Annotated in this window: 20 protein-coding genes and 2 pseudogenes; 12 read left to right on the top strand and 10 right to left on the bottom strand. The window is 67.4% G+C overall.

Features of this window, described 5'->3' with window-relative positions:
• Window positions 1–185 precede the first annotated feature (185 nt).
• Window positions 186–706, bottom strand: a pseudogene (locus tag ABD378_RS19815) (hypothetical protein).
• 212 nt (window positions 707–918) lie between these two features.
• Window positions 919–1,197 carry a hypothetical protein gene (locus tag ABD378_RS19810; protein ID WP_344522252.1) on the bottom strand — a complete coding sequence of 93 codons (279 nt, stop codon included), beginning with the start codon at window positions 1,195–1,197 and terminating at the stop codon, window positions 919–921.
• A gap of 123 nt (window positions 1,198–1,320) precedes the next feature.
• Between ABD378_RS19810 and ABD378_RS19805 the strand changes: the two genes are divergently transcribed.
• Genes ABD378_RS19805 through ABD378_RS19795 form a run of 3 tightly spaced genes read left to right on the top strand, consistent with a single transcriptional unit; the run spans window position 1,321 to window position 5,158 of the window.
• Complete coding sequence (locus ABD378_RS19805) at window positions 1,321–1,893, top strand: (2Fe-2S)-binding protein (protein ID WP_344522251.1); 573 nt, start codon at window positions 1,321–1,323, stop codon at window positions 1,891–1,893.
• A gap of 14 nt (window positions 1,894–1,907) precedes the next feature.
• Complete coding sequence (locus ABD378_RS19800; RefSeq protein WP_344522250.1) at window positions 1,908–2,903, top strand: FAD binding domain-containing protein; 996 nt, start codon at window positions 1,908–1,910, stop codon at window positions 2,901–2,903.
• A complete protein-coding gene (locus tag ABD378_RS19795; protein ID WP_344522249.1) occupies window positions 2,900–5,158 on the top strand; it encodes a xanthine dehydrogenase family protein molybdopterin-binding subunit in 2,259 nt (752 codons plus the stop codon). Before ABD378_RS19800 ends, ABD378_RS19795 begins: the two co-directional genes overlap by 4 nt.
• A gap of 44 nt (window positions 5,159–5,202) precedes the next feature.
• Here ABD378_RS19795 and ABD378_RS19790 read toward each other — a convergent pair whose 3' ends face one another.
• Both ABD378_RS19790 and ABD378_RS19785 read right to left on the bottom strand, forming a co-directional pair.
• The gene (locus ABD378_RS19790) at window positions 5,203–5,565 is read right to left on the bottom strand and encodes a hypothetical protein (protein WP_344522248.1); all 363 of its coding nucleotides are present in this window, start codon (window positions 5,563–5,565) and stop codon (window positions 5,203–5,205) included.
• A gap of 129 nt (window positions 5,566–5,694) precedes the next feature.
• Window positions 5,695–6,177: a hypothetical protein gene (locus ABD378_RS19785; RefSeq protein WP_344522247.1), complete on the bottom strand. Its 483-nt coding sequence runs from the start codon at window positions 6,175–6,177 to the stop codon at window positions 5,695–5,697.
• 72 nt (window positions 6,178–6,249) lie between these two features.
• Here ABD378_RS19785 and ABD378_RS19780 point away from each other — a divergent pair, with 72 nt between their 5' ends.
• The 4 genes from ABD378_RS19780 (at window position 6,250) to ABD378_RS19765 (ending at window position 10,318) form a co-directional block, all read left to right on the top strand.
• Complete coding sequence (locus ABD378_RS19780) at window positions 6,250–6,465, top strand: hypothetical protein (protein WP_344522246.1); 216 nt, start codon at window positions 6,250–6,252, stop codon at window positions 6,463–6,465.
• A gap of 779 nt (window positions 6,466–7,244) precedes the next feature.
• Window positions 7,245–9,317, top strand: a complete 2,073-nt coding sequence (locus tag ABD378_RS19775) for an NACHT domain-containing protein (protein ID WP_344522245.1) — start codon at window positions 7,245–7,247, stop codon at window positions 9,315–9,317.
• A gap of 1 nt (window position 9,318) precedes the next feature.
• Window positions 9,319–9,540 carry a nuclear transport factor 2 family protein gene (locus ABD378_RS19770; protein WP_386546471.1) on the top strand — a complete coding sequence of 74 codons (222 nt, stop codon included), beginning with the start codon at window positions 9,319–9,321 and terminating at the stop codon, window positions 9,538–9,540.
• 286 nt (window positions 9,541–9,826) lie between these two features.
• The gene (locus tag ABD378_RS19765) at window positions 9,827–10,318 is read left to right on the top strand and encodes a hypothetical protein (protein WP_344522244.1); all 492 of its coding nucleotides are present in this window, start codon (window positions 9,827–9,829) and stop codon (window positions 10,316–10,318) included.
• 383 nt (window positions 10,319–10,701) lie between these two features.
• Here the strand turns inward: ABD378_RS19765 and ABD378_RS19760 are convergent, their stop codons facing one another.
• From ABD378_RS19760 to ABD378_RS19750, 3 genes are read right to left on the bottom strand one after another with little or no spacing between them, the layout of a single operon-like run.
• Entirely contained in the window at window positions 10,702–11,166 is a 465-nt protein-coding gene (locus tag ABD378_RS19760) for a DUF7919 family protein (protein WP_486389300.1), read from the bottom strand.
• A gap of 21 nt (window positions 11,167–11,187) precedes the next feature.
• A complete protein-coding gene (locus tag ABD378_RS19755) occupies window positions 11,188–11,505 on the bottom strand; it encodes a putative adhesin (protein WP_344522242.1) in 318 nt (105 codons plus the stop codon).
• A complete protein-coding gene (locus ABD378_RS19750; RefSeq protein ID WP_344522241.1) occupies window positions 11,390–16,579 on the bottom strand; it encodes a DUF6531 domain-containing protein in 5,190 nt (1,729 codons plus the stop codon). Before ABD378_RS19750 ends, ABD378_RS19755 begins: the two co-directional genes overlap by 116 nt.
• Window positions 16,580–18,101: 1,522 nt before the next feature.
• Here ABD378_RS19750 and ABD378_RS19745 point away from each other — a divergent pair.
• Window positions 18,102–18,623 carry a hypothetical protein gene (locus ABD378_RS19745; protein WP_344522240.1) on the top strand — a complete coding sequence of 174 codons (522 nt, stop codon included), beginning with the start codon at window positions 18,102–18,104 and terminating at the stop codon, window positions 18,621–18,623.
• Window positions 18,624–19,046: 423 nt separating this feature from the next.
• A pseudogene (locus ABD378_RS19740) lies at window positions 19,047–19,561 on the top strand (transposase); the annotation flags it as partial.
• A 1,030-nt stretch (window positions 19,562–20,591) separates the two neighbouring features.
• Here the strand turns inward: ABD378_RS19740 and ABD378_RS19735 are convergent.
• On the bottom strand, window positions 20,592–21,041 hold the full coding sequence (locus ABD378_RS19735) for a hypothetical protein (RefSeq protein ID WP_344522239.1): 450 nt from the start codon (window positions 21,039–21,041) through the stop codon (window positions 20,592–20,594).
• 473 nt (window positions 21,042–21,514) lie between these two features.
• On the opposite strand from ABD378_RS19735, the gene ABD378_RS19730 reads away from it, so the two are divergent.
• Together ABD378_RS19730 and ABD378_RS19725 are read left to right on the top strand one after the other, a co-directional pair.
• Window positions 21,515–22,063 carry an EF-hand domain-containing protein gene (locus ABD378_RS19730; RefSeq protein ID WP_344522238.1) on the top strand — a complete coding sequence of 183 codons (549 nt, stop codon included), beginning with the start codon at window positions 21,515–21,517 and terminating at the stop codon, window positions 22,061–22,063.
• 237 nt (window positions 22,064–22,300) lie between these two features.
• Window positions 22,301–22,975: a hypothetical protein gene (locus ABD378_RS19725; RefSeq protein ID WP_344522237.1), complete on the top strand. Its 675-nt coding sequence runs from the start codon at window positions 22,301–22,303 to the stop codon at window positions 22,973–22,975.
• A 25-nt stretch (window positions 22,976–23,000) separates the two neighbouring features.
• Here the strand turns inward: ABD378_RS19725 and ABD378_RS19720 are convergent, their stop codons facing one another.
• Window positions 23,001–23,732, bottom strand: a complete 732-nt coding sequence (locus ABD378_RS19720; RefSeq protein ID WP_344522236.1) for a GNAT family N-acetyltransferase — start codon at window positions 23,730–23,732, stop codon at window positions 23,001–23,003.
• 464 nt (window positions 23,733–24,196) lie between these two features.
• Here ABD378_RS19720 and ABD378_RS19715 point away from each other — a divergent pair, with 464 nt between their 5' ends.
• Window positions 24,197–24,319, top strand: coding sequence for a hypothetical protein (locus tag ABD378_RS19715; RefSeq protein ID WP_344522235.1), 123 nt, complete (start codon window positions 24,197–24,199; stop codon window positions 24,317–24,319).
• A 335-nt stretch (window positions 24,320–24,654) separates the two neighbouring features.
• On the opposite strand, the gene ABD378_RS19710 is transcribed toward ABD378_RS19715, so the two are convergent.
• Window positions 24,655–25,758, bottom strand: coding sequence for a DNA alkylation repair protein (locus tag ABD378_RS19710; RefSeq protein ID WP_344522234.1), 1,104 nt, complete (start codon window positions 25,756–25,758; stop codon window positions 24,655–24,657).
• Between the last annotated feature and the right edge of the window lie 505 nt (window positions 25,759–26,263).

Raw genomic sequence — 26,263 nt, 5'->3', positions numbered from 1 at the left:
GTGTTATAGACGGCAGATGTGAACGGTGGTGTTCTTCGGGCGCCGAGGTGCGTGGGACGCGCAGTGGGCCGCCCTCGCCTCCGTCGCCCCCGCGATGACCGGGCAGCGCCAGCAGTCGACTGCCGTGCCGAGCCCGGGCCGGTGGGAACGCGGCGTCGAACTGCCGCTGGGGCGCCCGCCCCCGGTCAGCCCGGCCGGCCGCCACTGCGGCTGCGGGGTCCCGCGGTCGGCACCCCGCACGTCGGGCACCGTCGCCTCGTGGTGGCCTGGGCAGCGAGTTGGCCGAGCGCCAGCTGAAGAGACAGCTCCATGGCGGCGGGAACGAACAGCGCACCGGTGCCGTCGGGCGGGACCAGCCAGCGCAGTCGCCCGGCGGCTCGATGCGGTGCGGGCACCGCGATCCAGGCGCCTCGGCCCGCATACCGGACGCCCGTACCGATCCAGCGGCCTTCGGGGTCCGGCGGCAGGAAGAAGGCCACCCGGCGGGCGGCGGTGTCCGCGAGCGCGGACCGGGCGGCTGCGGGATGCACAGCAGTGCGTCGAGCGCCAGCATGCCCAGATCCTCCGGCACGCTCAGCACGTCCCAGTACCGCCCGCAGGCCAGCACCACTGCCCCCATCTCGCCGTTCCACTCCCGCTTGCAGTCCCGCGGGTTGGCCGCAGCGGCGGCGAGCCACTCCACGGCCTGCTTCGTGACGGTGCGCATGGTGTGCCTCCGGGATCCGTTGGCCCGCGCAAGCGGGGCGCGCTACCCCCATCACCTGCCAGGGGTGCTCTGACCAGGCATGTTCATGTTGGTAGATATATCTGTTGCGCGGAAGAGGTGGCGAACCATGGCGTTTGCCTCTGGAATGTTCGCTTCTGGTTCACGCGTTCCCGGGTCCAGAAGAGTCCTTCGAGATCATGAATGTGGTTGCGTCATGGTCCCGGCTTCGACGGACATGGCTGGAGAGGCGGCGGAAGGCACGGGCCTCGCCGCGCCAGCCGCCGCGCCAGGGCGAGCCGACCGCGCACGACAGGGTGGATGAGCAGTACGTGCGGCTCTTCCGGGTGGTCGCGGAAGGCAACGGCCGCCCGCTGGATGCCGTGCGCCCGCTCCTCGAAGTCGGCTTCCCTGCCCGGTTCCATCAGCCAGGTGCAGACGGCGCTGACCTGGTCCTCGCCGGTGGCGTCGGCCCTCTGTGCTGATTCGGCCATGGCGACACGGCAAACAGGGACATTGCCTATTTGCGACTTATTGGTCAAATTGCTGCGCTTCGTTCTCCGTGCGAGGCTCGCTGTGCGTGAGGCGTCATCAGTGCGGCCGAAGGAGACACCGTCATGGCAGTGCGCACATCGGGGGCGGGCGAGGCACCGGGGGCGGACGAGGCACCGGGACCGGGCGAGGCGGCGGGAGCGGCCGAGCGCGGTCCAGGTCCGGTCGGGGTGCGGCTCAGAGTCAACGGGCGCGAGCGGAGCACGGCGATCGAGCCGCGAGTGAGCCTGCTCCAGGCGCTGCGTGAGGAACTCGATCTGATGGGGGCCAAGCGAGGCTGTGATCAGGGCACTTGTGGCGCCTGCACGGTCTGGGTGGACGGGCGGCGGGTCCTGTCCTGTCTGACGCTCGCGATCACCTGCGAGGGCGCGGAGGTCACCACCATCGAGGGGCTGGCCGAGCCGGACGGCACGGGTGACGGTCAACTGCATCCGATGCAGGAGGAGTTCATTGCCCACGATGCCTTCCAGTGCGGCTACTGCACGCCGGGACAGATCATGTCGGCGGTGGGATGCGTCCAGGAAGGGCATGCGGCGGACGACGCCGAGATCAAGGAGTGGATGAGCGGCAACATCTGCCGTTGCGCCGCCTACCCCAACATCAGGGCGGCCATCAGCGCCGCCCGCGAGAGGGTCTGAGGAGCGAGCAGGGCATGCGACCCATCAGCTATCTGCGGGCCGAGGACATCGACGGCGCCGTGCGTACCGTCACCGCCGACCCCGACACCCATTTCCTGGCCGGCGGCACCACGGAGGTCGACCTGCTGCGCCAGGGCGTGCTGACGCCGCGCCGCCTGGTGGACATCAACCGGCTGCAGCTGGCCGGCATCGAGGCGCTGCCCGAGGGAGGCGTCCGGATCGGCGCGCTGGCCCGGATGAGTGACGTGGCCGCCGATCCCGCCGTACGGGAACGCTTCCCCCTGGTCTCCCGGGCGCTCGTGCTCGGGGCGTCAGCCCAGCTGCGCCACATGGCCTCGATGGGCGGCAACATGCTGCAGAAGGTCCGCTGCGGCTACTACCGGGACGGCGAGTCGGCCTGCAACAAGCGCAGGCCCGGCAGCGGCTGCGCCGCCCTCGGCGGAATCAGCCGCACCCACGCGGTACTGGGCACCAGCGAGCACTGCATCGCCACCCACCCCTCCGACGTGGCGGTGGCGCTTGTGGCGCTGGACGCCCGCATCCACACCCGCACGTCCGGCGGGGAACGCGTCCACGACATCGACGGCTTCTTCCTGGAGCCCGGAGACACCCCGGATCGGGAACACCCGCTGGAACACGGAGAGTTGATCACCGCCATCGAGCTGCCACCGCTGCCCTTGGCACGTCACTCCAGCTACCTCAAGGTCCGCGACCGCGAGTCCTACGAGTTCGCCCTGGTCTCCGTCGCCGCGGCGATCAGCGTCGAGTCCGGTGTCATCAGCGGCGTACGGCTGGCGCTCGGCGGCATCGGCACCCGCCCCTGGCGGGCCCGCCGCGCCGAGGAGCTCCTGCTCGGGGCCCCCGCGACACCCGAGAACTTCGCACGCGCCGCACGCGAGGAGCTCTCCGCCGCCCGCACCACCGCCATGAACGCCTTCAAGCCCGAACTCGCGCGGCGCACCCTGGTCCGCGCCCTGGAGACCCTCACCCGGGACGGTGATCGGCGATGAGTACCAGCACTCCCGCGGACGGCGTGATCGGCCGCCCCCTCGACCGGGTCGACGGCCACGCCAAGGTCACCGGCGCCGCCCGCTACGCGGCCGAGATCGCGCTGCCCGGCCTCACTCACGCCGTGTCCGTCGGCGCGCGCATCCCCTGCGGCCGGATCACCTCCATCGACACCGCGGAGGCCGAGCGGGCGGTAGGGGTCCTCGCCGTCCTCACCCACGAGAACATCGGGAAGATCGCGGGCCAGCCTCCATTGCTGCCCTCCCTCGCCGGTGCGGTCGCGCCCGGCGAGACGTTCTTCCCGATGCAGGGCGACGAGATCCACTACGCCGGACAGCACATCGCCCTGGTCGTCGCCGACACCTACGAGCGCGCCCTGTACGCCTCGCGCCTCGTGCGGTTCTCGTACGCCGAAGAGCCCTCCGTCACCGTCATCGACCAGGCCCGCGACCAGGCGTACGAACCCGAGGCCATCTTCGCGGGCTTCATCCCCGGCCGGGCCGGACGCGGCGACGTGGCGGCGGGGTCGAGCCAGGCCGCCGTCACGGTGGAGAACACCTTCACGTACGCCGCCAATCACCACAATCCCATCGAGACCTCGGCCGCCACCGCCTGGTGGGAAGGCGACCGGCTCACGCTGCACGACACCACCCAGGGCGTCACCGCCACCCAGCACACCGTCGCCGCCCAACTCGGCATCCCGCACACCCGGATCCGCGTCATCAGCCACTTCACCGGCGGCAGCTTCGGCGGCAAGGCCATGGTCTGGCACCACCCCGCCCTGGCCGCACTCGCCGCCCGCAAGGTCGGCCGACCGGTGCGTCTCGCCGTCACCCGCGAGCAGATGTTCTCCTCCTGCGGACATCGCGAGGAGCAGGAACACCGGCTCACCCTGGGAGCGGACGACCAAGGGCGGCTCACCGTACTGCGCCACCACAAGCTGTCGCCCACCTCGCACTTCGACCACTGGGCCGAGCCGTCGCTCGGGGTGGCCGGACAGATGTACGCGTGCCCGAACTACGAAGGCACGTACCGGCTGATCCGCGCCAACACCATGACCCCCACCTTCATGCGCTGCCCGGGCGAGGCCACCGGCCTGTTCTCCCTGGAGACCTCCATGGACGAACTCGCCGAGAGGCTCGGCCTCGACCCGCTGGAGCTGCGGCTGCGCAACTACGCCGAGACCGACCCGGCCTCCGGCAACCCCTGGTCCAGCAACGGTCTCAAGGAGTGCTACCGGCGCGGCGCCGAACGCATCGGCTGGCAACGCCGGGCCGAAGCCCCGGCCCGGGACGGCGACTGGCTGATCGGCCTCGGCATGGCCGCCACCGCCTATCCCGTCTATGGCCCCAGCAACCCCGCCCGCGCCCGTGCCCGCGTGTACGCGGACGGCACCGCCGTCGTCCAGGCCGCGGTCACCGACATCGGCACCGGAGTCCTCACCGCGATGACGCAGGTCGCCGCCGAGACCCTCGGCCTGCCGGTGGAGCAGTGTCGCTTCGAGGGCGGCGACACCGATCTGCCGCATGTGGCCGCCACCGTCGGCTCCTCCGGGGCCGGGATGGTCAGCGCCGCCGTCCACGCAGCGGCGGGCGCGCTGCGCGACCAGCTCATCGCCCAGGCCGTGGCCGACCCGGGCTCGCCCCTGCACGGGGCCGACCCCGGCCACGTCGTCCTGCGCGGCGGCCGGATGGTGCTGCGCGAAACCCCCGGTACGGGGGAGTCCTATGCCGAGCTCCTGCGGCGGAACTTCCTGCCGGACGCCGAAGCCACCGGCTCCTGGGGCCCGCCCCCGCACGACACCCCGTTCGCCTCGCTCACCTTCGGCGCCCAGTTCGCCGAGGTCGCGGTCGATCCCGTACTCGGCGTCGTACGAGTCCGGCGCCTGGCCGGTGCTTTCGCCCCGGGCCGCGTGCTCAACGCCAAGACCGCCCGCAGCCAGCTCATGGGCGGCATGATCTGGGGCCTTGGCCAGGCACTCCTGGAGGCCACCCACATGGAGCCGGGCACCGGCCGCTGGGCCAACGCGAGCCTGGGGGAGTACCTGGTGCCGGTCAACGCCGACGCCCCCGAGATCGACGTCGACTTCGTCGAGGTCGAGGACACCGTGGTCAACCCCCTCGGCGTCAAGGGCGTCGGAGAGGTGGGCCAGGCAGGTGTGGCCCCGGCCATCGCCAACGCCATCCACCACGCCATCGGACGGCGCATCCGCAAGCTGCCCATCACCATCGAAGACCTCATCGCCGACGCCGCGTAGAGGAACGACACGGGGTAACCCGTCGAAGCATCTTGAAACCAGTGCTATTGAGCGGCGGCCGAGGGCTCGGCCGGCAGTCCGATGCGGAAGACGTACGTTTCTGTCGGGTCGCCGCAGGGTTCAGCGTCCACGTTCGCCACCAGCCAGCGGCCGTCGGGAGACCATGCCAGGGCCCCGACCCCGAGACCGATCCGGCAGCGCAGGATGGGCTCCCGGTCGGCCATCCGCCAGATGCACGGCTCGTCGCCCATCTCCATCTCGGACGTGGCCAGGTAGGCGCCGTCCGGGCTCACCGCCATCGCCGCCAACCGTTTGCCTCCGGTGAGCACGGCCTCCAGACCCCTGGCAGCAGCCGACAACCACCCGTCCACAACGACGTTTTGTGGATAGGTGGTTGAGTGGGGCATCGGTTCTCCACCGTGTGCAGTTCGGTCGGTGGGGCTGCCGCCCTGCGCTCGCGATTTCCGTCAGGCGATGGCTGTTCTCTGCCGCGCCAGGGTCTTCAGCGGCTCACCGGGCCTTCGACAAGGGCGGGTTCATCCAGGCGTCGACAGCGAGTCCGCAGCTGCCCCGGTGCTCCCTTCATGCTGGTTTTCCCGCTGCTGCGGGACCTCGCCGGACGGGACGGTGCCACCGCGCTTGCGCAGCATGGTGAGCGAGATGACCGCGCTGACCGCGGTGATGACGGCACAGGCGATGCCGATGGTGTTGAGCCCGTTGGTGTAGGCCGCTTTAGCGGCCGCCATCAGGGCCTCGGCGGCCTCGGCGGGCAGCCCGCCGGCGGCGGTGACGGCGTCCTCCATGCTCGCCCCGGCAGCGTCGGCGGCCTCCGCCGGGGTGCTGGCCGGAGGTGCGAGCGTGTCGCGGTAGACGGCGGCGCCGAGGCTGCCGAGCGTGGCGACACCGAGCGCGTTGCCCAGGTCACCGCTGATGGACGACAGAGCCGCCGCGGAACCGCCCCGCTCGGGCGGTACGGATCCGACGACCATGTTGGTGCCGAGCGACCCGAACGTACCCACACCGATGAAGATAATGACGAAGCCTGCGGCTGCGGAAGCCGGAGCGTTGGTCCGACTCGGTAGCATCGGGCTATGCCTACGGGACCTTTGCATGACCGCGCCGTCAACAGCCTCGTCAACGGTGAGCCTGCACAGGAGGTCTTCCCCTGCCGGTGCACGATCGGTGAGGATCACATCGAGGGTCCGGACTTCGTTGATCACGAGGAGGAGCCTGAGGGGCACTCCTTCGCTGGAGCCGAGGAAATTTGGCTCTCCAGCGGCATGGATGAGGACTACGACTTCCGCTAACGACCTCGGGAGCGGTAGCGGTCGGCCCGTGACGTGAGGAGGGCCGCCCGGGTTGGGCGAGTTGGCCCTGCGGCGGCTTCCCTCCGATCGGGCGCCGGTGGAGACCCATGAGGCCAGCGGGCCCGGTCCCGGTGCGAGCGCAGCCCGGCGAAGACCTCGGTGTACTTGTCGTCGGGTATTCGGCGCGGGATCCGCTCGGGGACGCGCGGACGGTACCGACCGGTCCGCTGGGCCCTGAAGTCCTCCATCGGATGGTGATGGGCGTTGGCTCGCCCGCGGCGGCGGGAACGGTCCAGCGGGAACGGGGTGATCAGCAGCGAGCCAGAGTTGCTGGCGAGGTGGAAGTCGTAGAAGGTCCGCAGAACCGTCTCACAATGGGCTCGAGTGCTCGCGGCGTACTTCTTCCCGATCGTGGGTTCCCTGTCACCGGGTTGGGAGATCGCGGTACGGGGGCTGCTGTGGTGGCCTTCGGGGTCGGCCGGCCTTCGGTCACGGGTGCGTTACGACGCCGCCAGTGCACGCGCACCGTTTGAACACTTCGACGTGGTCATGGCCAGCGGTGACGTTCAGCAGTTGTCAGTTGCCGTCTGTTAACGATCTTTCGGTTTAGGCGGTGTGTTCGTGCACGGTCTCGATCAGGAGGTCGAAGGCCGAGGGGCATGCCATCGCACCCGTTTCGGGCCTTGCTTTTGGAGCATCATCAGCTCATGTCCGATGGGGGAGCACGGCGTTGGCGTCGCCGACGTCTGGAAAGCCGCGTACTGGCATGTTTTGCGTTCGTGGCGACGATTTGGGCGCTGCAGGCGGGGCTGAGCGGCGATTACAGGGGGGCTGACTGGGCCGCTGTCATCGGCGTGCCCCTGACGTTGTACGGGCTGCTGTTGGCCCGGACGCAGAACCGGGCAGAGCCCGACGTGGACAAGGTGATCGAGGAGCTGGTGTCCTCCTCCAAGAAGCGATGGGGGCCGCAGCGCTACCAATTGCTCGGCCGTGACCACCATGCGATCAACCTCAGCTTCCAGGTCATGGACGAGCCGTCCGGTGCGCCAGCCGATCCAGGCCAGGACTGTCACGTCGAAGGCATCGTCGCCTTCTACCGCGCGCAGCGTCGGCGTAGGCTGGTCATCACGGGCTCACCCGGTGCTGGGAAGACTTTCCTGACCATCGAGCTTGTCCTGGGCCTGCTGCATGATGACACCGCCGACGGTCCTATACCGATCCGGCTGGCGCTCACCGACTGGGACACCGGCATTGCATTCGAGGTGTGGCTGGTTAAACGCATCGCCGCCGAGTACGGCGTCGTGCCGCACAGTGCACAACTCTTGGTGGACAAGCGCCGGATCCTGCCCGTGCTGGACGGACTCGACGAGATGGACGCGGGCAGTGATCCTGATGCTGCCGCGCCGCGTGCCATCGCTGTGATGAAGGCTCTCGACGCCTACCTCGGCGGCCACGGCGGCGCCCCCGTCGTACTCGCCTGCCGTTCTGGGCACTACCGCGCGTTAGCCGACTCCGGCCACGCTCTGGCCCAGTCCACTCGTATCCAGATCGCCCCGCTTACCGCGGGCCAGGCCCGCGGCTACCTCACCCGGCGCAGCACAACGCCCGCCGGCCGCCTGGCGGTGCTCCTGGACGCGCTGGATGCAAGCGACCCGGCGGCACCCGTGCCCTGGTTGTCCACACCGTGGCGTGTCACCCTGGTCGCCGCAGCCCTGGCCGGCGGCACCCACCCCCGGGAACTGCTCAGCCATGTCCGACGCGGCTTGGCCGCCGCCGATGAATACCTCATCGGCCTCTACGTGTCCTCGGCCGCTGCCTTGCATCCGCTCGACACACGCCACCGCTACAGCCCACGCGATGCCGAGCGATGGCTTGGTGAACTGGCCCGGTACTTACGTGACAGCGGCAAGCAGGCCATCGTGCTGCACGAACTGTGGGGCCTGGAAAGGGGTCACAGAGCCAAGGCGGTGGCCGCACTCACAGGAACCCTCCTAGGAGTGCTGCTGTTCACGCCCTGGGCATACGCCAACACGCAGGCCACAACGCCGTGGGCAAGTGGCTCTGTTGGGTTCAACGGGTTGTTGTGCCTTGTCTTTGGTGCGAGCCTGGGAGCTTTCACTGCCAGCGACCCGCAGGGGCCCCGCATGGTGAGATTCGTGCCCGTTGAGCAGCACTGGCAGGCAGTCGCCGAATTCAGGACCTGCATGCGCGCCTGCCTGCATGCTCTGCTCTGCACCGTCGCCTCCTTCGGCGCCCTGGTGATGAGCGTGCACTACTGGCCCAACCTCTATGACAGGGCGGACAACGCATCTTCCTCGTACTGGTCCTCCTACCTGCACGTGGTGTTCCTCTCCCTTGTGGCAGTAGCCGTCGGCTGGCCCGCATTCGCCCTTCTTGCTCGCCTGAGCGGTATCGGCGTGAGCGGCTGGGCCGTACTCACCGGCAAACGGCCCGTTGTCATCGCAGTCCACCCCGGCAGCACCCTGCCAGGCAGTCCCCTGAGGCCGATGCGCCGAGTTCTGCTGACCGGTGCAGTGGCCGCAACCGGAGTGGCGGCACTCTTCACGCTTCAATACACCTCGACTGCTCTGCCGACGTGGGTGGGAATCACGGCCAACATCCTCGTCCTGTTCGGGTGGGGCGTACTCGCCGAGCCGGCACGCTGGTGCGCCTGGTACCTGGCATTTCGCCTGTGGGCCTGCGGCCGCCTGCCCTGGCGCACGGGCGCATTCCTCAACTGGGCCGCCGAAACGGGCCTATTGCGTGTCGCTGGCCTGGCCTATGAGTTCCGCCACCACGAACTGAGAGCCTGGTTGACGGAACGCCTGAACCGCCCGCCGACCGCCAACTGACGTGCCAACGCGCGAAGTCCGCGACGCGTTCCTTCCCACCTGCCACATCGAACGGACGCGAGACGGCGCATTCTTCTCATGGTTCCTGGACGAATACTGCACCCTCTTCCAGGGCCAGCCGGCCCCAGACGAACCGACCCGCATTCGCCGCATCGACGCCATCGATCGAACGATCGCTACTGAGCGTTCGAGCGTGGTGTCGTTGAGTGCTGACGTGTGGTGATCGTTGCGGTATGCCCGAAGCATGAGGTATCCGCAAGGCGGTGGCTTGACCGACGAACGGCGGGCATTTCGCGAGCGCATCCGCATGGAGGCGGTCGAGGATGCGGCGGAAGCGCCGGCGCTGGGCGGGGGCGAGTGCTGGAGGTCGGCGGTGAAGCGGGGAGCGTCTCGTAGGTGGGCACGGTGCCCTCCGGGCTGACGGCCGACACACCATGTCAACTCCACTAGTACTCCAGCCGTAGATCGTGATCATGGATACGGAGACTGCTCGCCGGTAGCCTGCCTGCGTGGCTGAGATCTGGGGCGAAGAGCAGTTGATCGCGGACGGCTTCGAGCGTGTGCACGCCGAGTCGGAGTGGTACGGCGAACCGTGGGCAGGCCTTGCTGACATCGACGGGAAGCCTCACTACTTCGAGATGCACGTCTACGACCACAGCCATGAAGTCGATGAGTACCAGGTCTGGCCCGCAAGCGAGGCGGTGGCGGAGCTGGAGCGCGAACAGTGGGCGATCTACGCCAGGTGGTATGAGCGCCGTGAGGCGGGGGAGGTTGGACAGGAGAGCCATCCGGGCCACGGCGGGGTCGACGCCCGCTATGACGAGCTGGAGCTGCTGTTGGCGCCGCACCGCTTGGCGCCGGACGGCGCCCGTCGGCTCGTGTGTGAGCTGCGGTTCGTTGCCGGTGTCGACGTTCGCTACCGAGTCGAGGGGCCCGACTACTGGCTTCGGTGGCATCCGAGGCCGCCGTTGATCATGGGGTGTTGTGTGGACAACCAATGATCACGCGGCGGCCTCGGACGCCGGCGTAGTGCCTGCCCACTGGCAGGAGGCATTCGAAGGACTGATGAGCCGGATCGCCGGCCGGTTCTCCCGGGTTGAACCCCGTCGCCGGGTGAGCGCAACTGCCCCCCCCGCCGACGGCGCCAGCAGCACGCTGAAACCTCGCCGCGACCAGGTGGAGATCCAGCGTGCTGCTGGATGTCCGGTCAGGTGGGGTGCTGCTGTACTCCCGCTCGCCGAGCTTGGAAAGCTAGCACGGCCTGGTTCAGCCGCGATTCGACGTTCGGTACTGAGTGGCAGGGGCACAGTCGACCCTCAAGGAAGGTTTGTACAGTTCCGCACGGCCCAGGCGGACGGTAGAACTGCCGTCTAGATCCGCAGCCCTAGATTTTCATAGAACCCAGTGCCTCAAGAAAGGGGGGTGGGGGCAAGTAGGAATGCTTCTCAACATAATGCACGATCAAGTCAGGACTGTCGTACACCTTCCCGAGGTCAGATTCCACCACGATCTCGGCAGACCCGAGGATCAAGACTTTTGCTCCGACGCGAATCGTCGCGCGTTTACCGGGAGGGCAGAATGGGCATCGATGATACCCTCTCGTTTTCCATTCGGGGTTAAGAGCCAGCCGTTTTAGCTTTTCAACCAATTCTTCAGGCATCTGTCCACGCCGGAAGAACGGGTTTCGCCAGCCCAGCCACCCGATATTGACGGCATTGGGCACTCCATTCCCGTATCTGTACGCCGACATGTCTCGATAGTAGGCCAACGTTACCCCAACCTTTGCAGTCTCGAAGTGATCGATTCCTACGAGCGGGCTCGTACCAATTTTAGCGTGGGCGGTTCCCATCTTTCATGCCTGCTTTCCAGATCATCTACAGGCGGCCCAGTGGCAGATACCAGCATTCTTCTTGAGCAGGGTTCTCAACGTGTGAGCCTTGTCGACAGTAGTGGAACTTCCTAGGACCGTCAGATCATCGGATGGGTACAGGGTGTAATTCTTCACCCGTACCCCGGGACCGTAGACGTTAACTGGTGGACTAAGCGGTGTTCCGGCCTCGATGGCGAACCCTTCACGGTCCTGAATAGGTTTCCCGTGCTTGCTGTACATTCTCAATTCTGTTCCTTCGGGGACCTTGGTCCACCCGTTCCACAGGTTCCACTTTCCGTGACCAGAACACCGTCTCACCGTTGGCATTCCCTCCGATGGCAACCCTGTTTGCGGCAGGGCCTACGCCCGGTCCGTACGCCCGCCCCGCCGCGGGCAAGGAAACACTGGACCGTGCAAGGGCAACCGAGGACAATGCGCCCCCGGCCGCTCCAAGGAGTAGGTCCGTCGGGCTGGTGGGCTGGCATTGGACGGTGTTGACGGCGTAGGTGTAGCCCATGCCGATGGCGGCGTCGGTGGCGGCTGCGGTGGCCAGGGCGCGGCCGCCGGAGAGGCCGAGGCTGCTGGCGACGCCGGCGCCTGCGGGGGCGAGGTAGCCGGCGCCGGCTCCGATGACGGCGCCCTTGGCGGTGGCGCCTGCGAAGTCGCCCCAGTCGAAGTCGTCGCGGTGGGTGAGGGCGTAGATGCCTCCGCCGAGGACGCCTCCGATGCCTGCTCCGATGCACATGGGGCAGTTGCCGGTGGGGTCGGAGAGGTTGGTGGGGTCGTTGTCGGCGTAGTTGTAGGGCGACTTGTTGGGGTTGTCCAGGGCTGCGGGGATGGGGTCCTGGGTGGTGAAGCGGCGCTGGTCTGGGTCGTAGGAGCGGTCGCGCAGCAGGAGGCGGTCGGTCAGGTACTGGTCTTTGTACTGGCCGGTGTAGCCGTAGATGCTGGACTGGCCGCCGGTGATGGTGGCCTTGCCGGTGGGGGCGCCCCAGGCGCTGTAGGTGTAGCGGTAGTTGTCGGTGCCCGTGGCGTCGAAGACGGTGCTGACGGAGCTTTGGCGGTCCTGGGTGAAGTAGAAGCTGCCGTTGGTGCGGTCCATGGACCGGGCTGTGCCGTCGGGGTCGAAGTGGTAGTCGCCGAGCAGGGCGCCGGAGCCGTTGGTGTCGGTGGCGATCTGCGGGAGGGCGTTGTTGATGTCCCAGCGGGAGGTGCGGATCAGGGCGTTGTTCTTGTTGGCGGTGGTGCGGTTGCCGTCCGCGTCGTAGCCGAAGGTGTAGGCGTCGGCGCCGATGGTGGCGGACTTGACCCGGCCCAGCGGGTCGTAGGCGTAGGTGTCGGCGCCGTCCTTGGTCTGGTTGCCGTCGGCGTCGTAGCCGTAGCTGCTGGTCGTTGTTCCGGCGGTGGTGGATTTGAGCTGGTCGGCTTCGTCGTAGGTGTAGTTGGTGGTGGTGCTGGAGGTCTGGGAGGTTTTGAGGTTGCCGACCTTGTCGTAGGTGTAGGTGCCGCCGGTCTTGCCGGGCAGGCAGGACTCGGTGGTGGTGTCTGTGCAGGCCCGCGTCATGCGGCCGACGTCGTCGTAGCCGTAGCGGGCGGGCTTGGCGCCCTTGGGTGTGTCCGTGCTCATGCGGCCGTTGAGGTCGTAGCCGTACGTGTTGCTGCCGGTCGGTGTGGTCAGTGTGGCCAGGCGGCCGGCTTCGTCGTAGGTGCGGGTCTCGGCCCGTGCGGTGGTGGTGGGCAGGGTGACCGAGGTGAGGTTGCCGGCCTTGTCGTAGGCGTAGCCGGTGGCCTTGCTGTCGGTGGTCTGGGAGGTGATCCGGCCGACCGTGTCGTAGCCGTAGCTGGTGGCCCGTCCGTCCGGGTAGGTGCGGGACTTGAGGGTGTCGTTGGTGTTCCAGGCATAGGTGAACGGCTTGGCGGCGCCCGGCGAGGTGATCGTCTGGATCTTGTCGTCGTCGTCGTAGGTCAGGGTGCGTTTACCGGTGGCGTCGGTGGCCTCGCGGATACGGCTGGCCGCGTCGTAGACGTAGCTCTGGCTGGGGGTGCCGTCGGAGTAGGTGACCTTGGTGGGCAGCTGCCGGGCGTCGATGGTGGTGGTGATCGTCTGCCCACGGGCGTTGGTGACCTTGGTGCGGTTGCCCTCGGGGTCGTAGTCGTAGCCGACGGTCCGCGTCAGCGGATTCTTGACCGACTTCAGGCGCCCTTCGGCGTCGTAGCCGTAGGTCATCGTGTGGATGTTGGCGTCGGTGCTGGTCTCCAGGAATCCGGCCAGGTTGTAGGTCAGGTCCGTGGTACCGGTGTCCGGGGCGGTGACCTTCTTGGGCCGGTTGAGCTCGTCGTACTCGTAGACGGTCCGCTTCTCACGGGCGTCGGTGACCGTTTCGATGTTGCCGACGGCGTCGTAGCCGGTCTTGTTCTCGTTCTTGAGCGGGTCGGTGACCGAAGTGGGATGCCCGGCCGCGTCGTAGCCGAACGTCCAGGTGTACTTGAGCGGATCAGCACCGGTGACGTTGCCCCGCGGGTCGACCATGCTGGTTCGCCGGCCGTCGTCGTCGTAGCCGTAGGTGGTGCGTTCCTGCTCCGGGGTGACCTGGGCGGTCAGATTGTCGCCGTCGTCGTACTCATAGCTGGTGACCTTGCCCGACCAGGGCTTGGAGGTGGCGAGGCGGTTGTTGTCGTCCCAGGTCAGGGTCATCCCGTGCTGGAGACCGTCTCTGGTGGTGAGGATGTTGCCGTTGTTGTCGTAGGTGACCGACCGGGTGTGCAGCAGAGGATCGGTTATCGACAGGGGGCGGTCGTCGGCATCCCAGGCGAAGGCACTGGTGTTCTTGACCGGGTCGGTGACCGTGGTGCGGTTTCCGACCTTGTCGTAGCCGTATGCCCAGGTGTACTTGAGCGGATCAGCTCCGGTGACGTTGCCGCGTGCGGTCACCATCTGCGACTGGCGACCGGCCTTGTCATAGAGCCAGGTAGTCGCGCCGCCGGTACGGTCGGTGACCGAGTTGACGCGTCCCACCTTGTCGTAGCCGGTGCGGGTGCTCTTGCCCGTGGGGTCGGTGACCGTGGTCAGGCGACCCGTGTCGTCGTACTCGTAGAGCGTGTCGCGCTTCTTGGCGTCGGTGACCTTGTGCAGGTTGCCGGCCGGATCGTACTCGTAGGCCGTGGTGTTCGTGCGCGCATCGGTCACGGACTTGAGGCGGTCGGAGGGGTAGTACTCGAAGAACGTCGTGTACTTCGCCGGGTCGCCACCGGGGACGTTGCCGCGCGGGTCGACGGCCGTCTTGACCCGCCCGGAACTGTCGTAGGTATAGGTGGTCTTGTTGCCCTCGGGGGTGGTGACCGACGTCAGGTTTCCGGCACCGTCATAGCCGTAGGTGGCGGGTTTGCGGCCTTGCGCGGTCGTCTTCTCCAACAACTTGGTGGTCGCGTTGTATTCATAGATCGTCTTCTGGCCCAGCGGGGCGGTGACGGAGGTGAGCAGGTCGTCGGTGTAGCCGAAGACGGTCTTGTCGTACTCACCGCCGGTGTGGGTGGCGACGTTGCCGTTGCTGTCGTAGGTCCACGACTCGCTCGACGCATCCGACGCGCGTCGCTTTATCCGGCCCGAGGTGTCGAAATCCCACTCAGTCTCGCGTATCTCGGCATCGACGGCGCTGGTGCGGTTGAAGTGTGCGTCGTAGCGGTAGTAGCTCTTGTTGTTGAGCGGGTCGAGCTGAGTGAACAGGACGTTCTTGTAGTAGATGTCGGTCCACACGCCCCCGTCGGGGGCGGTCACGTCGACCTGGTCGAACTGCCCGTTCTTGGAATACTTGAAGAGGGTGGTGTACTTCTGCGCGTCGGTCTGCGACGAGACGCGGCCCTGGCTGTCGTACTCATTGACAGTGACGACCTTCTCGCGGGCGTCGGTGACCGTCTTGAGTAGCTCGCCCTCCCAGCCGTAGCGTTCGATCGCCCCGTCCAACGCCTTAACGCTGGTCAGCTGGCTGCCGGTGTAGTCGTAGTCGACGAACCGCCCATCGGCCAGCGTCACCTTGTCGAGGCGGTCCCCGGTGTAAGAGAGCACGGCGGCGCGCCCAGCGGCGTCCGTGATCTGTGTCGGCTTGCTGCCGGTGTAGGCCAGGGTCAGGCCCTTGCCCGTGCGGTCCTTCAGAGAGGTCAGCTGCCCCGAGGCGTTGAAAGCGTAGGTGCGGTGATCTGCGGTGGTCAGCTTGTAGCCGCTGCCGTCCGCGGCCAGCGTGGAGCGGGCCTGTCCCGGCGTGGAGAAGGTACCGCCCGATTTCTTGGTGTAGGTGCTGCGCGCTCCCCCCTCACCGGTCAGTACGACGTCTCCGTCGGTCTCAACCTTGAGGCGGGTCTCCCAGGGCAGCTGCCAGCCCTTGCCCAGTGCGCCGGTGGTCGTGTTGTCCGAGGAGTAGACGCGCCCAGCGGTGAACGGGACACCGGGAGCAGGCACTTGGGCATCGGTGAAGGACTCGGTGAACGCGCCGGTCGCCGTGCTGACCGGGTCCGCCCGGGTGACGGTGGTGCCCACCGAGCCGCTGGCGTCCCCGCACACCGAACCGCAGGCCGCGCCCTCGGGCAGCACGGGCAGAATGTCGAAGGCGTTGTAGGAGCCGCAGGACTCCGTGTCGGTGGGGTCGTCGGCCACTGTCGTGCAGGCCCAGATGAAGTACCGCGGGACCGGTTGGGTGCACTCTGTCGTCGGCAGCGTGATCGAGGCGTTGACGACCGGGAATTCCTTGTCGGTGTTCAGCGTCGGCGCCTGCACACTCTGGCCGAAGTCGAAGATTTTGTTGTCCTCCTGGCTCAGTCGGCAGCCATAGGCGTCCAGCTTCCAGCGCACCTTGACCGGATGCACCTCGTCATCGGCGCCCCCGCTCTGCCAGATCGCCGCCGACAGCTGCAGCGGTTCCCCCGGCACACCGGCACCGATGTGATTGCCCAGCGCACCCAGCCAACCGCCCTGCTGAGCAGCGGTGTTACCGAACGGGTCGGCCGTGTACTGATACAGCGCACCGCTCGAATACGAGGCCGCGGCGGCCGCGTGTGAGTACGAGGCCCGGCGGACACCAGATCCGGCAGGCTGCGCTACCGCCTTCGGACCGCCCGCCTTCAGGGACCGCTGGTTCTGCTTCAACAACTTGAGCTGCGCGGCGGTAGCGGGCTTGCTCTTCGTCGTCGGCAGGGCCCGCGACTTCGTCGCCTTCGCACGGTCCTTGGTCTGCTCACGCCGCTCCTGGGGCGTCACCGGCTTCTGATACGCCGCCGGAGCAGGCCCCCGCCCTGAACTGCCGCTGGCTTCGCCCCCGCCGGTGTCGTCGACCGACACGCGGATCAGCCAGCCGCCGCCCGCGACCACCGACAGCACCAGGACAACGATCAGCACACGCATGCGCGCAGACACAGCGGCCAGCACAACCCCACCCCCACAAAAGACACACAACTTGGAGTTGGCTGTGTGCAAGTTGTGACGGATCTTGATGTAGCCGTCACCTAGAGGGCAAGCGCACAGATCCGCTTCGCCCGTTTCACGGAACAATCTCCCCCACGATCTTTACCCCGCCGTGACCGCATGCTTGCAATGGGTAGAACCGCTGTGAGCGACCCACGGCCGCGTCGCAGTTGGCCGATTTCACATCCGAGGGCACATGTGGCACAAGCCCGGCGAAGCCGCGGAACGCTGCGTCGGGGTCGGGGTCGGGGTCGGGGTCGGTGCCGAGCCTGCTCTCACCACGACACCATTACGAACGACCCGCACTTCAGCGCACCCATCAGGCCGACTCAGGCGCGTCGATCCCGCCCAGGCCACCCGACAGACCTGAACACACACTTGACGGGGAAGTGGTGCAGGTCTTCCCAGGGTTCCCCGACACCAGCGCCCGCCAGACAGGCGCGCAGGCGGGCGTGTTCAGCTCGCCGTGGGCACCAAGCCGACCATGCGGTACAGCTTGGCCCGGACCTGGGCCGACGACCAGTCCGTGAAGCGCCGGTAGACCTTTCAAGACGCCGTCTCAACTGGGCTACAGCGGGTCGGTCCCCGCCAGGCGGCCGACGCGACCCTCGCCGGCGCTCTGCACCTGGGCGCTCATTGGGCTTGCGGCTTCGGTCTGGCCGCCCTGCTCCACACCCGACCTCCAGCTCCGCTTCATAACGTGAGCGCCTGTCAGATCCGGGACACGATCGTGCGTCGAATGCCAGATTTGGGCGCGTACGCGTCAAGCAGGCATGTAATCTCTTCACACTTCCCACGCCAGCTGCGCGACGCAAGGTGGCATGGTTGATCGACTGACGGGCCGGACACTCCGCGTCCGCGTTGGGGGGACTTTCATGCGTACTCGTACTGCTGCAGCTTCGGCCGTTTTGATCCTGTGCACTGTGATGGGCTCGGCGGCCTGCTCGTCGCCCTCGAACGGCAACCCGTCTTCGGGCACCTCGACCTCGGACGAACAGGGGAAGAGTCAGCGCCAAGCGAACAGGGTCGCCCCCGATGCCGATCCCTCGGCCTGCGCGACTTCCAGCGAGAAGATCCCGGAAGGCTGCGCGGTCGACATGGATGTAGCCGAGATGGGCGAGGCAACTCCTGCCACGGAGCCGCCTGCGACGAATGCGTGGGTACCCTCGACGCAGTGACTGCGCCCATGACGGGTGGCCTGGCTCGACGGGGGAGCGTCAGAGTCGGCAGGGCTGAGAGTGCCATCGGCGAGCCCGCGGTGCCCGCGCGATTGTGCGTCACATCTGTTATACGACCCCGGCTTTGTCGGTCGCGCCCAGGACGAGCGCGACCGAGGCTGCTCTGCGCCTCCCGTGTTCACAAAGTCCCCATACTTTTCACGCGCTCGTTCGATTACGATCACGGCGCGTTCACAATTGATTGAAGACCTCAACTACGAGGTCAGGGGTGGGGACACAGATACATGAGCACGAAGACGCGTTTGAAGTGTGCTGTCCTGAGCGGCGCAGCGATGTTTGCACTGTCCGCGATCGTCGCGTTCCCGGCACAGGCTGACGACCAGCCGCCGACGGAGCTCGTCAAGGTGGAGATGCCGGCGGATCTGGAGATCGTGGAGGCAGCTCCTGCGACAGCGGCAACCCCAGCGCCCGATTCTGCGGCTGCTTCCAGGGCTCCGAGCCGCCCCTGCCTGGGAGTGACCTCCACGTACGGATCGACCGGCTGTTTCCAGCCCTACGGCGACCTCATCTGGTCGCAGGACACCGCGTCGGACGGCCTCTCGTCCGTCACGGTCGTCTACACCGACTACGGACGCCCGGCCTACGGCTGCGTCAACAGCAACAAGGCTGGCAGTTGGGGTTACTGCAACAAGGACTACAAGGAGAAGGGCAACGTGCGGCTTAAGGTTTTGCGCTACGACAGCAAGACCAAGGACTGGTACCAGCCCATTGCACAGTCCAATCTGATCCCCGTAGACGGCCAGTAGAGCCCAGGGGCGTCTTGCAGATGCCACGCTGCCGCGGAGGTCCCGGGACTGAGTTCCCGGGGCCTCCGCGCTGCCCTCGCCGGGATCGCTCCACATCAGACGAAAATGCGGGCGCCGCGCGGCCGCCCCGGTCGCCCTTGTCCCGCGCCGGCCTCGCGCAGCCGGGCCGCGCACTTACCAGATCACGCGCCCGCGCAGACCTGTCGGCGTCCTGTACAGCCCGTCGCTGAGACCAGTGCGTCAGCAAGGAACCCAGGAGCGTTCCCGCAACGGCGATCAGGATCGAGATGGATTCCCCATAACTAAGGTCACCATCAACGGGCAGCCACTGCACAGGATTCGGCAGAACACCCGCTTTCCCAGTAGCGCCCCCGGGACGGCTCACGCTGACTTCCTTCGAAACGTACCGCGCCCAACCGCTTGCCGTCCGCCTGCGTGCTGGGCTCCCAGACCATCAAGACCTCCGCCACCGTGCACTCGCCGACCAGGGCACGGACGCCGGGAAACGGATCATCGGCCGCAAGCGCCACCTCGGCTGCGACACCTTGGAGCTGCTGCTGACCGTGCTGGTCACCGCCGCGAGCGTGTCCGACACCGCGGCCGGCGTGACGCTGCTGTCCCGCATCGCCGCCGCCCACCCGCGGGTGACCAAGGCATGGGTGGACGCCGGCTACCGCACCACCGCCATCGACCACGGCGCCCGGCTCGGTATCGACGTCCACCCCGTCCAACGCCCGCCGGGCGTCCGCGGATTCACGATCATTCCGCGCCGCTGGACGATCGAGCGCAGCATCGGCTGGCTCGTGCACCACCGCAGACTCGCCCGCGACTGCGAGACCCACCCACACCGCTCCGAAGCCATGATCCACCTCGCCATGATCGACCTCATGTCCCGCAGCCTCACCGGCGAAGCCACTCCCAACTGGCGCGGAACCTGACCCCACGGGACCAAACACACCTCCATGGACCAAACGCTCAGTAAGTCCCGCATGACCAGGGCGCTTGAACGCGCAGATCAGGAGGGCGTCTGGGTTGTCGAACAGAACGATGCCGTCTCGTGCGAGGTAGGCGGCTGCCTTCTTCGCGAACGTGGAGGGCACGATGCGGCCCTCGAAGCGTGGGGCTTGGGTTGCGCCGGTGACAGCGCGACGGGCCGCCGCGCCCGCGGCCCCAAGCGCTCAGCACCCGACGGGGCATTCCGGCTCGTGGCTCAGCTCGGCGGCCCACCCGCGCTATGGCGCGTCCTACTTCCTGCCTGCCCCCTGAGGTCTTGCGTGTGAGGCAGCCCTCGCTGCAACAGCCCGCCCGTCGAGGCCACCTCCACCAGGTGCGATGAGCCAGTCAACAACACGCAAGTCGCGATGGGCACATACGGGCAGACGTCTGTGTCAGAGCATGGCGAGCCCGTCTACCAGCACCACCCTCGGCTCGGTGCGTTCCGGCGGCAGCCGCCCCACGGATCAGGGGCGGCCAGGCCGGCGCAGGGCTCACGAGCGTGAGGCGCGATAGGCGGCGAGGGTGACGCCCAGTCCGATGAACACGCGCCCGGTTGCCGCCGCGTCCATCCGGCGGTGAACTGCCATGCCCACGCAGCCAGCCGCCGATGCGCCCTACCAGGACACCGACCATTCCTTCGACCAGGAACTCCAGGACGCCGTCGAGGATGGCGGACTACAGCCAGATCGGCCCCGCCATGGGATCGACGAACCGGGGAAGGAAAGCGATCATGAACACGAACGTCCGCGGGCTGGCCATGGAGAATACCCCGCCGTCAAGAAACGTATGCCGCCCCGACATCCCGCCGACGACGGCATCGACGGCCTGACCCTCTTACGGTTACGGATCATCTGGACACCGGGTAGATCAGGTACCCGGCCCCGCCTCCGAAGCGCCGTGGGACTACGACAAGGACACCCCCCCGGCTCGAGGCCCGGCCCCCTGAGGGTGTGGGGAGTTATAGCTTCCCCGCTATTTCAGGTGGTACTTGCAGCCCTTCGCGGACTCGCCTCCTGCGTACTCGGCGACGGTTTTGCCGTCGACCGTGATGCTGCACGGCGGGAAGTCGAACGATCCGCTGGCGGTCAGTACGGCTTGGGACGACACGGACACGGTTGTGCCCGACTTGAGGTACGCGCCCTCGAGCGTCACGTCGGTGGTCTTCTTCCAGGGGAGTGAGACCTGCGCGGAATGATTCGTGTCCGTGATGTACAGGACGTTGCCCTTGCCCTTGCCCTCGACCGCAACGGTCACTTCGTAGGTCTTCGGCTTGCCCCACTTGGACGTGGGCTTCGTCGACCCCTTCGGTGAAGTGGCAGAGCTGCCCGCGTCGGCCTTCGCACCGTCGCCCCCGCTGCCACACCCCGTGAGCAGCAGCGCAGCCGACATCGCCGCAGTGACTCCAACGACCGTCTTGCGCACGTCTTTTCCCCTCCCGCACGGCTTCTAGCGCGGGCACACCGCCACGGCCAGGATGTTGATCATATGGGGGTGCGCCGACAGCCCCGAACCGTAGCGGGGTTGCAGGCGGGGTCTCCGGCGCCGTCGGACCGGGAGGGGGCGTGTCCAGTTCGACCTGTCCAGTACGCCGCCTGCTGCGCAGACCCGTCGTCGTCTTCCTGCAGGGGCGGTGGTGCTGGGAGTGGATATCCCATCGGGCCAGGAAGCGGGAAGCTGTGAGGCGGCTGGCGAGTTCTTCCACCTGGTCAAACAGCTACAGTCAGGACTCCGCTCATAGGGGCTGTTTGTGACGCGTCGGCCGCTCCCCGGCCCGTACCGCGTTCATTCCGACTGTCCGACCGCGAGGACCGTGGCCGCGTCGGTCGCCTGCCCGAGCGCGGCCCGGCTCTACGGTGGTAGCGACCAAGATTTGCACAAAGAGGGGATGATTCGGCATGGCTGGCACCGATCTGCGCGCCAAGTACGCGCACCGCTTCCACACGAGGGACGCCAACGGCGACGGGTTCGTGGACAGGGCGGATGTTGTTGCTCGAGCTGAGCAGCTGCTCGACGGCATGGGTGTAGCAGCTGCGTCCCCGCGTGGTGAAGCCGTCCTGGCGGGCGCCCACGCGGTCTGGCAGGGCCTGGCTAAGGCGGCTCAGATTCCCGAGGACGGGCAACTGAACGAGCAGGCGTACGTGCGGGCTATGGAGAGGGCGAACGAGTCGGGCACGATCGCCGACCTTCTCCGCCCCTCGGTCGAGGCACATGTGGCGCTTATCGACAGTGACGGCGACGGCACGGTCAGCCTGGAGGAGTTCGTCCGGGCGCAGAAGGCGGTCGGCGAGCCGGCGGCTTCGCGGGCCCGCGAAGCATTCGCTGCCCTTGATCGTGATGGGGACGGGCGGGTTACAGTCGAAGAGTGGCAGCAGGCAGTGATGGAGTACTACACCAGTACCGATGCTGACGCTCCCGGCAATCTGGTCCTTGGGCTGCGAGCCTGACCCCACGGCTTGCCGCCGCCCCGGTCAGCGCGGCGCCCTGGCGCTAAGCCACCGCCACCGATGCGCCGCGCGCACCCTCGCCATGGAGACCACCCAGGCGTTCACCGGTGCCCTTTCATAAGGTCGACGGCTCGGGAACCGCCCGCCGCGCTTCTCTGCGCCCCCGCCAACCCCTGGACGCACCGCATCGGAGACCCCGACGGTGGGCTGAGTATTCCGCGCCCGAAGGTCCAACCCGTGGAGGAACGCGTGATCCACCTCAGCGAAACCCTCGCACTGCAGACCGTCGAAGGGTTCCTCACCACCGAAGAGCTGACCCGACTGCGCAAGGCTATGGACGCCGAACTGGATGCCACCGGCTGGAAGCCGCGATTCCAAGCCGACGTCGTCGAAGCCCCGCCCCTGGCTCAGGAGATCCTCCAAGAGGCCACAGCCCGCGCCCTGCCCGCCATCCGCCGCGCCTTGCCCTCCATCAACTCCGCCGCCTCCTGGGGCTATACCGAGCTGGGAGCCGACCAGGAGGTACCCACTCACCTCGACGGCATCCCTGACCCGGGCGCGGTCCACTGCCGGCTCGGTCGTATCGGTGTCGTGCTCGACGACGCAGATACCGGAGGCGAGTTCTACATCGAGACCACCTCCAGCAATACGGTCTGGGCAGGAGAGACAACGCAGGAACACTGCAATTTCCCGACCGGCACGCTCCTGTCGCACCATCTGCCGCACGCGCCCGGCCCTGACACACGGCAGCACGACGGCGCTCCCGAGTGGCTGACAGCGGCCCAACGCACACGTTGGATCACCGATGCCCGCGCGGGCACGGCTGTTGCCTACGGCGCACAGGTCATCCACGGCGTTAATCCCGTCCGCAGCGGGACCTTGCGTAAGTTCGTCACCGATCTGCTCACCTAACCGGTATGGGTCTTTCGCCAGCCGGTCAGCCTGAGCGGATCCCGCTCTCAGGCACAGATGCGCGGGTGACAGCCTCCCCCGCTGGGCCGTGAACCTCGTCGTGGCCCAGCGGGGGCAGAAGCCCCGCTTCGGTTCTGCCGCGTGACGAAGCAGGGGCTCCATCATTGCTCCAGTCGGCCGACGGCCCCTGCAGGGCACAATGGCTGGGACATGCTCCAGCCACGCCCCCCAAACATGGCTTCGCTGTCGAACGCTGGAAAAGGGCGCCGGAGACGCGGTGTGGCAGATCCACAACGCGTACACGAGTAAAGCCGAGATTTGCGTAGTACTGGTGCAGCCCGAGATTGTCCTTCTGCGCATCCAGACGCAGCCACGCCTTGCCGAACGCCGCAGCCCGACACGCGGCCCAGTCCATAAGCACCCTCCCCAACCCTTCCCCAGCCGCCGCGCGGTCCACGGCCATGCGATGCACATACAGCGCTACACCGGGCTGATCGCCCGCTGTCCAGAAATCGGGATCGGCGAAAGAGTCCACCTGCAACGTCGCAACGGGCGTTTGCCCTTTGAAGGCCAGGAAGCACGTGCCGCACCTCATTGCCGCTTCGATGCAGTCACGGAGACCGGGGTACTCCTTCCACTGATCGATCCCACGGTTGACCAGCCAAGCTGACGCGTCGCGCAAGAGCCGCTCAACAATGTCTCGCGTATCCGGTTGAACGGGGCTGATGGAAAGCACAATTCTCGCTTCTCCGAACATCGAGCAGCTCTCTGACGAACCACCACACCTCTACGACACACTGCTCAAGGTGCCGAACCAGCTCTGCAATCTAGTCACACAGATCAGCACGTTGGTGTTACCGCTGGCAGTACAGCGTGTCGACGGCCCCCACCACTCGGACAGGCTCGGTCGTGATAGCGGTGATCTGGCGAGCAGGCGGCGCCACTCCACACCCGGGCGCCAAAGTCGCCGGACTCGTCGGGGGAGCGGGCGGCCACCGGTACCAGTACGGCGGCGGTCCCCGTCCGAGCCGGGGAACGTCTTCGCGTACAGGGTCATCAACTTGCCCGCCGCCGACCACGTACCGGCAACGCGACGCGCAGCCGGACCGGAAGGGGAACGGACATGTCCAGATCGACCATGCACATCGATCATGTCGAGTACGCAGCCCGCTCCGTAGGCCGTCGTCGTCGCCAAACAGGGCACATGGTGCTGGAGGGGACATGCACCAGGATGCCCATGCCGCTGCGGCGCTCTCCGTGACGGGCACCGCGCTCGCCATCGGCGAGTTCCAGGCAACCGGGGCGGGATTCCGCGATCTGTTGAAGAGAGCCGGGAGGTGTTGAGCCGTGAGGCGGCCCGAGAGGTCTTCCACCTGGTCATACAGTTACGGTCAGGACCCCGCTCATAGGGGCTGCCGTGACAGATGTTGACCCCCGTCGGCCTGCGGGGCCGATGATGCGGCGCTGGCCGACCGCGGCTTGGGAGTAGATGCTGGGAGCTGTAGGGCCAAGCCCGGCTCGTCCTGCCGCTCGCGCTCCGGCGCGGTCGCCGGCACCTCGGACGCCTCGCAGCTGCGGAGGAACTCGATCATGTCATCGCCGCGGCGGAAGATGTGGCTGCCGGTGTGCGGTGACGGCCAGTGCGCCGGGCCAAGAGCCAGTACGTTCAGCTCAGCAGCTCAGACTGGGCCTTCCGATGTTTCGGCGGCGGTGATGTGGACCTCGGTCGCGCCGAGGACGCGTCCGTTGGCCTGGACCTCGATGCGGTGCGGGCCGGGGTGGATCGTGCGGACCGAGAGGCTCTCGAACCGGTGCCGGCGTGAGAAGTGGACCGCCTGGCCCGCGGGGAGGTCCTGGACGGTCAGCTTGAACACCTTGCCCGCCTTGGGACCGCGAACCCCCTGGTAGTGGACCAGGTAATCGACCGCCGCTCTCGTCGCCTCGGTGGCGTGCAGCGTGAAGGTGACAGTAGTCGCCTCCCCGACGGAGATGGTGGAGGGCGAGCAGGCGAGGTCCGTGATCTCGATCGGAGCATGGTGGTCGAACCCGAGAACCGCGAGAGCCTCCGGGTGTCCTCGCTTGACGAGTGTCCGCAGGCCGTGACGTACGACGAAATCGCCCTGCGTGCTGCCGCGGGACCATCGCCGTGCGGCGTCGAGGACGAGGTCGGGGTGGTCCTTGCTGATGTCGTTGAGGTGGTTCGCCACGGACCGGCGCACGTAAAGGGACTCGTCGTTGACGAGAGGCTCCAGGAGCGCCAGCGCGGGAGCGGGGTCGGCGACGAACCGCGAGAGCTGTGACGCCCAGGGCAGCCGCGGGCGCGTGCCCTCCGAGACGAGCCGCCGAACGTGTTCGTCCGGGTCGGTGGTCCACGCCCTGAGCTGGCCCATCGTGACCTCGTAGTGGGCTTCGACGAACGGGCGGATGGCGAACTCGGCGGTGTAGCGGGAAGTGAGCGCGGCCAGCAGCGGCAGCGCGACGTCGGGCCGGTCCCGCAGCGCTGAGGCGACGTAGGCGTTGACGGGCATGGAAGCCCACCCTGTGAGGCCCCCGCTGTCGAGGGCACCACGGATCACCCGGCCGGCTTCCTCGGGGGGCGTCGGCATCGTCTCCGCGAGGGCACGGGCGATCCAGTCGATACGGGCCTTCAGCTCCAGGTCACCGATACCGGTGCATGCGAGCTGCTCGAACGCCGTCCGGTCGAACGAGGCCGAGGCACCCGCGAGGTCACCCGCGAGACGCCCAATGAGCTCCGGCGACAGTTCATCCTTGAAATCGGCCATCTCAACGCCCGCCCACAGTCACGTCGAGGCCACCGGCCGCTCGCCCCGTACGGCTCTCGGCCGGCGGGAGGAGGGGCTCGATGCGCTCCGTCTGTTCGTTCGGGAGCAGGGTGAATCTCGACCTGGGCATCATGATTTCGAGTCTGCCACGGACCACTGACACACGGCCGGTGCCTCAGGCACTCTGAGCTGCGGCGATACCCCGCTTCGCGTAGCCTGCGGGGTATTCGAAGGAACAGACCCTCACAGCGGCGGCTCGGCCTTCTGCCAGCCAGACCGACAGGGGCGGGTCCACTTTCTGGTGTGCGTCGAGGACCGAGGCGTCGTAAGGTGGTCGGGTTCCTGTGCCGAGTGTCGGTGGCAGTGATCGGATTTTTGTTCCTTCTGCGTCGATCTTGAGGTGACGTCCTATTAACCAGGCCATGTAGTCGTCCGCGTTCCCCGCGTGCTGTGTTGTCGCACGTGTCCGGGGGCGGACGTCGCGCTGGCCTGAGTTGCGTCACCC

The sequence above is a fragment of the Streptomyces rectiviolaceus genome (genome assembly GCF_039533825.1).
Classification (GTDB): Bacteria; Actinomycetota; Actinomycetes; order Streptomycetales; family Streptomycetaceae; genus Streptomyces; species Streptomyces rectiviolaceus.
Note: the sequence above shows the minus strand (reverse complement) of the source record. Positions and strands in the feature narration are given on the sequence as shown.

What these genes read in the sequence shown, in the direction of transcription:
- ABD378_RS19810 (WP_344522252.1), bottom strand. Translation starts at nt 1,197, where the DNA reads ATGGCCGAATCAGCACAGAGGGCCGACGCCACCGGCGAGGACCAGGTC.
- ABD378_RS19805 (WP_344522251.1), top strand. Translation starts at nt 1,321, where the DNA reads ATGGCAGTGCGCACATCGGGGGCGGGCGAGGCACCGGGGGCGGACGAG.
- ABD378_RS19800 (WP_344522250.1), top strand. Translation starts at nt 1,908, where the DNA reads ATGCGACCCATCAGCTATCTGCGGGCCGAGGACATCGACGGCGCCGTG.
- ABD378_RS19795 (WP_344522249.1), top strand. Translation starts at nt 2,900, where the DNA reads ATGAGTACCAGCACTCCCGCGGACGGCGTGATCGGCCGCCCCCTCGAC.
- ABD378_RS19790 (WP_344522248.1), bottom strand. Translation starts at nt 5,565, where the DNA reads ATGCCCCACTCAACCACCTATCCACAAAACGTCGTTGTGGACGGGTGG.
- ABD378_RS19780 (WP_344522246.1), top strand. Translation starts at nt 6,250, where the DNA reads ATGCCTACGGGACCTTTGCATGACCGCGCCGTCAACAGCCTCGTCAAC.
- ABD378_RS19760 (WP_486389300.1), bottom strand. Translation starts at nt 11,166, where the DNA reads ATGGGAACCGCCCACGCTAAAATTGGTACGAGCCCGCTCGTAGGAATC.
- ABD378_RS19750 (WP_344522241.1), bottom strand. Translation starts at nt 16,579, where the DNA reads ATGCGTGTGCTGATCGTTGTCCTGGTGCTGTCGGTGGTCGCGGGCGGC.
- ABD378_RS19745 (WP_344522240.1), top strand. Translation starts at nt 18,102, where the DNA reads ATGAGCACGAAGACGCGTTTGAAGTGTGCTGTCCTGAGCGGCGCAGCG.
- ABD378_RS19730 (WP_344522238.1), top strand. Translation starts at nt 21,515, where the DNA reads ATGGCTGGCACCGATCTGCGCGCCAAGTACGCGCACCGCTTCCACACG.
- ABD378_RS19720 (WP_344522236.1), bottom strand. Translation starts at nt 23,732, where the DNA reads ATGTTCGGAGAAGCGAGAATTGTGCTTTCCATCAGCCCCGTTCAACCG.
- ABD378_RS19715 (WP_344522235.1), top strand. Translation starts at nt 24,197, where the DNA reads ATGCACCAGGATGCCCATGCCGCTGCGGCGCTCTCCGTGACGGGCACC.
- ABD378_RS19710 (WP_344522234.1), bottom strand. Translation starts at nt 25,758, where the DNA reads ATGGCCGATTTCAAGGATGAACTGTCGCCGGAGCTCATTGGGCGTCTC.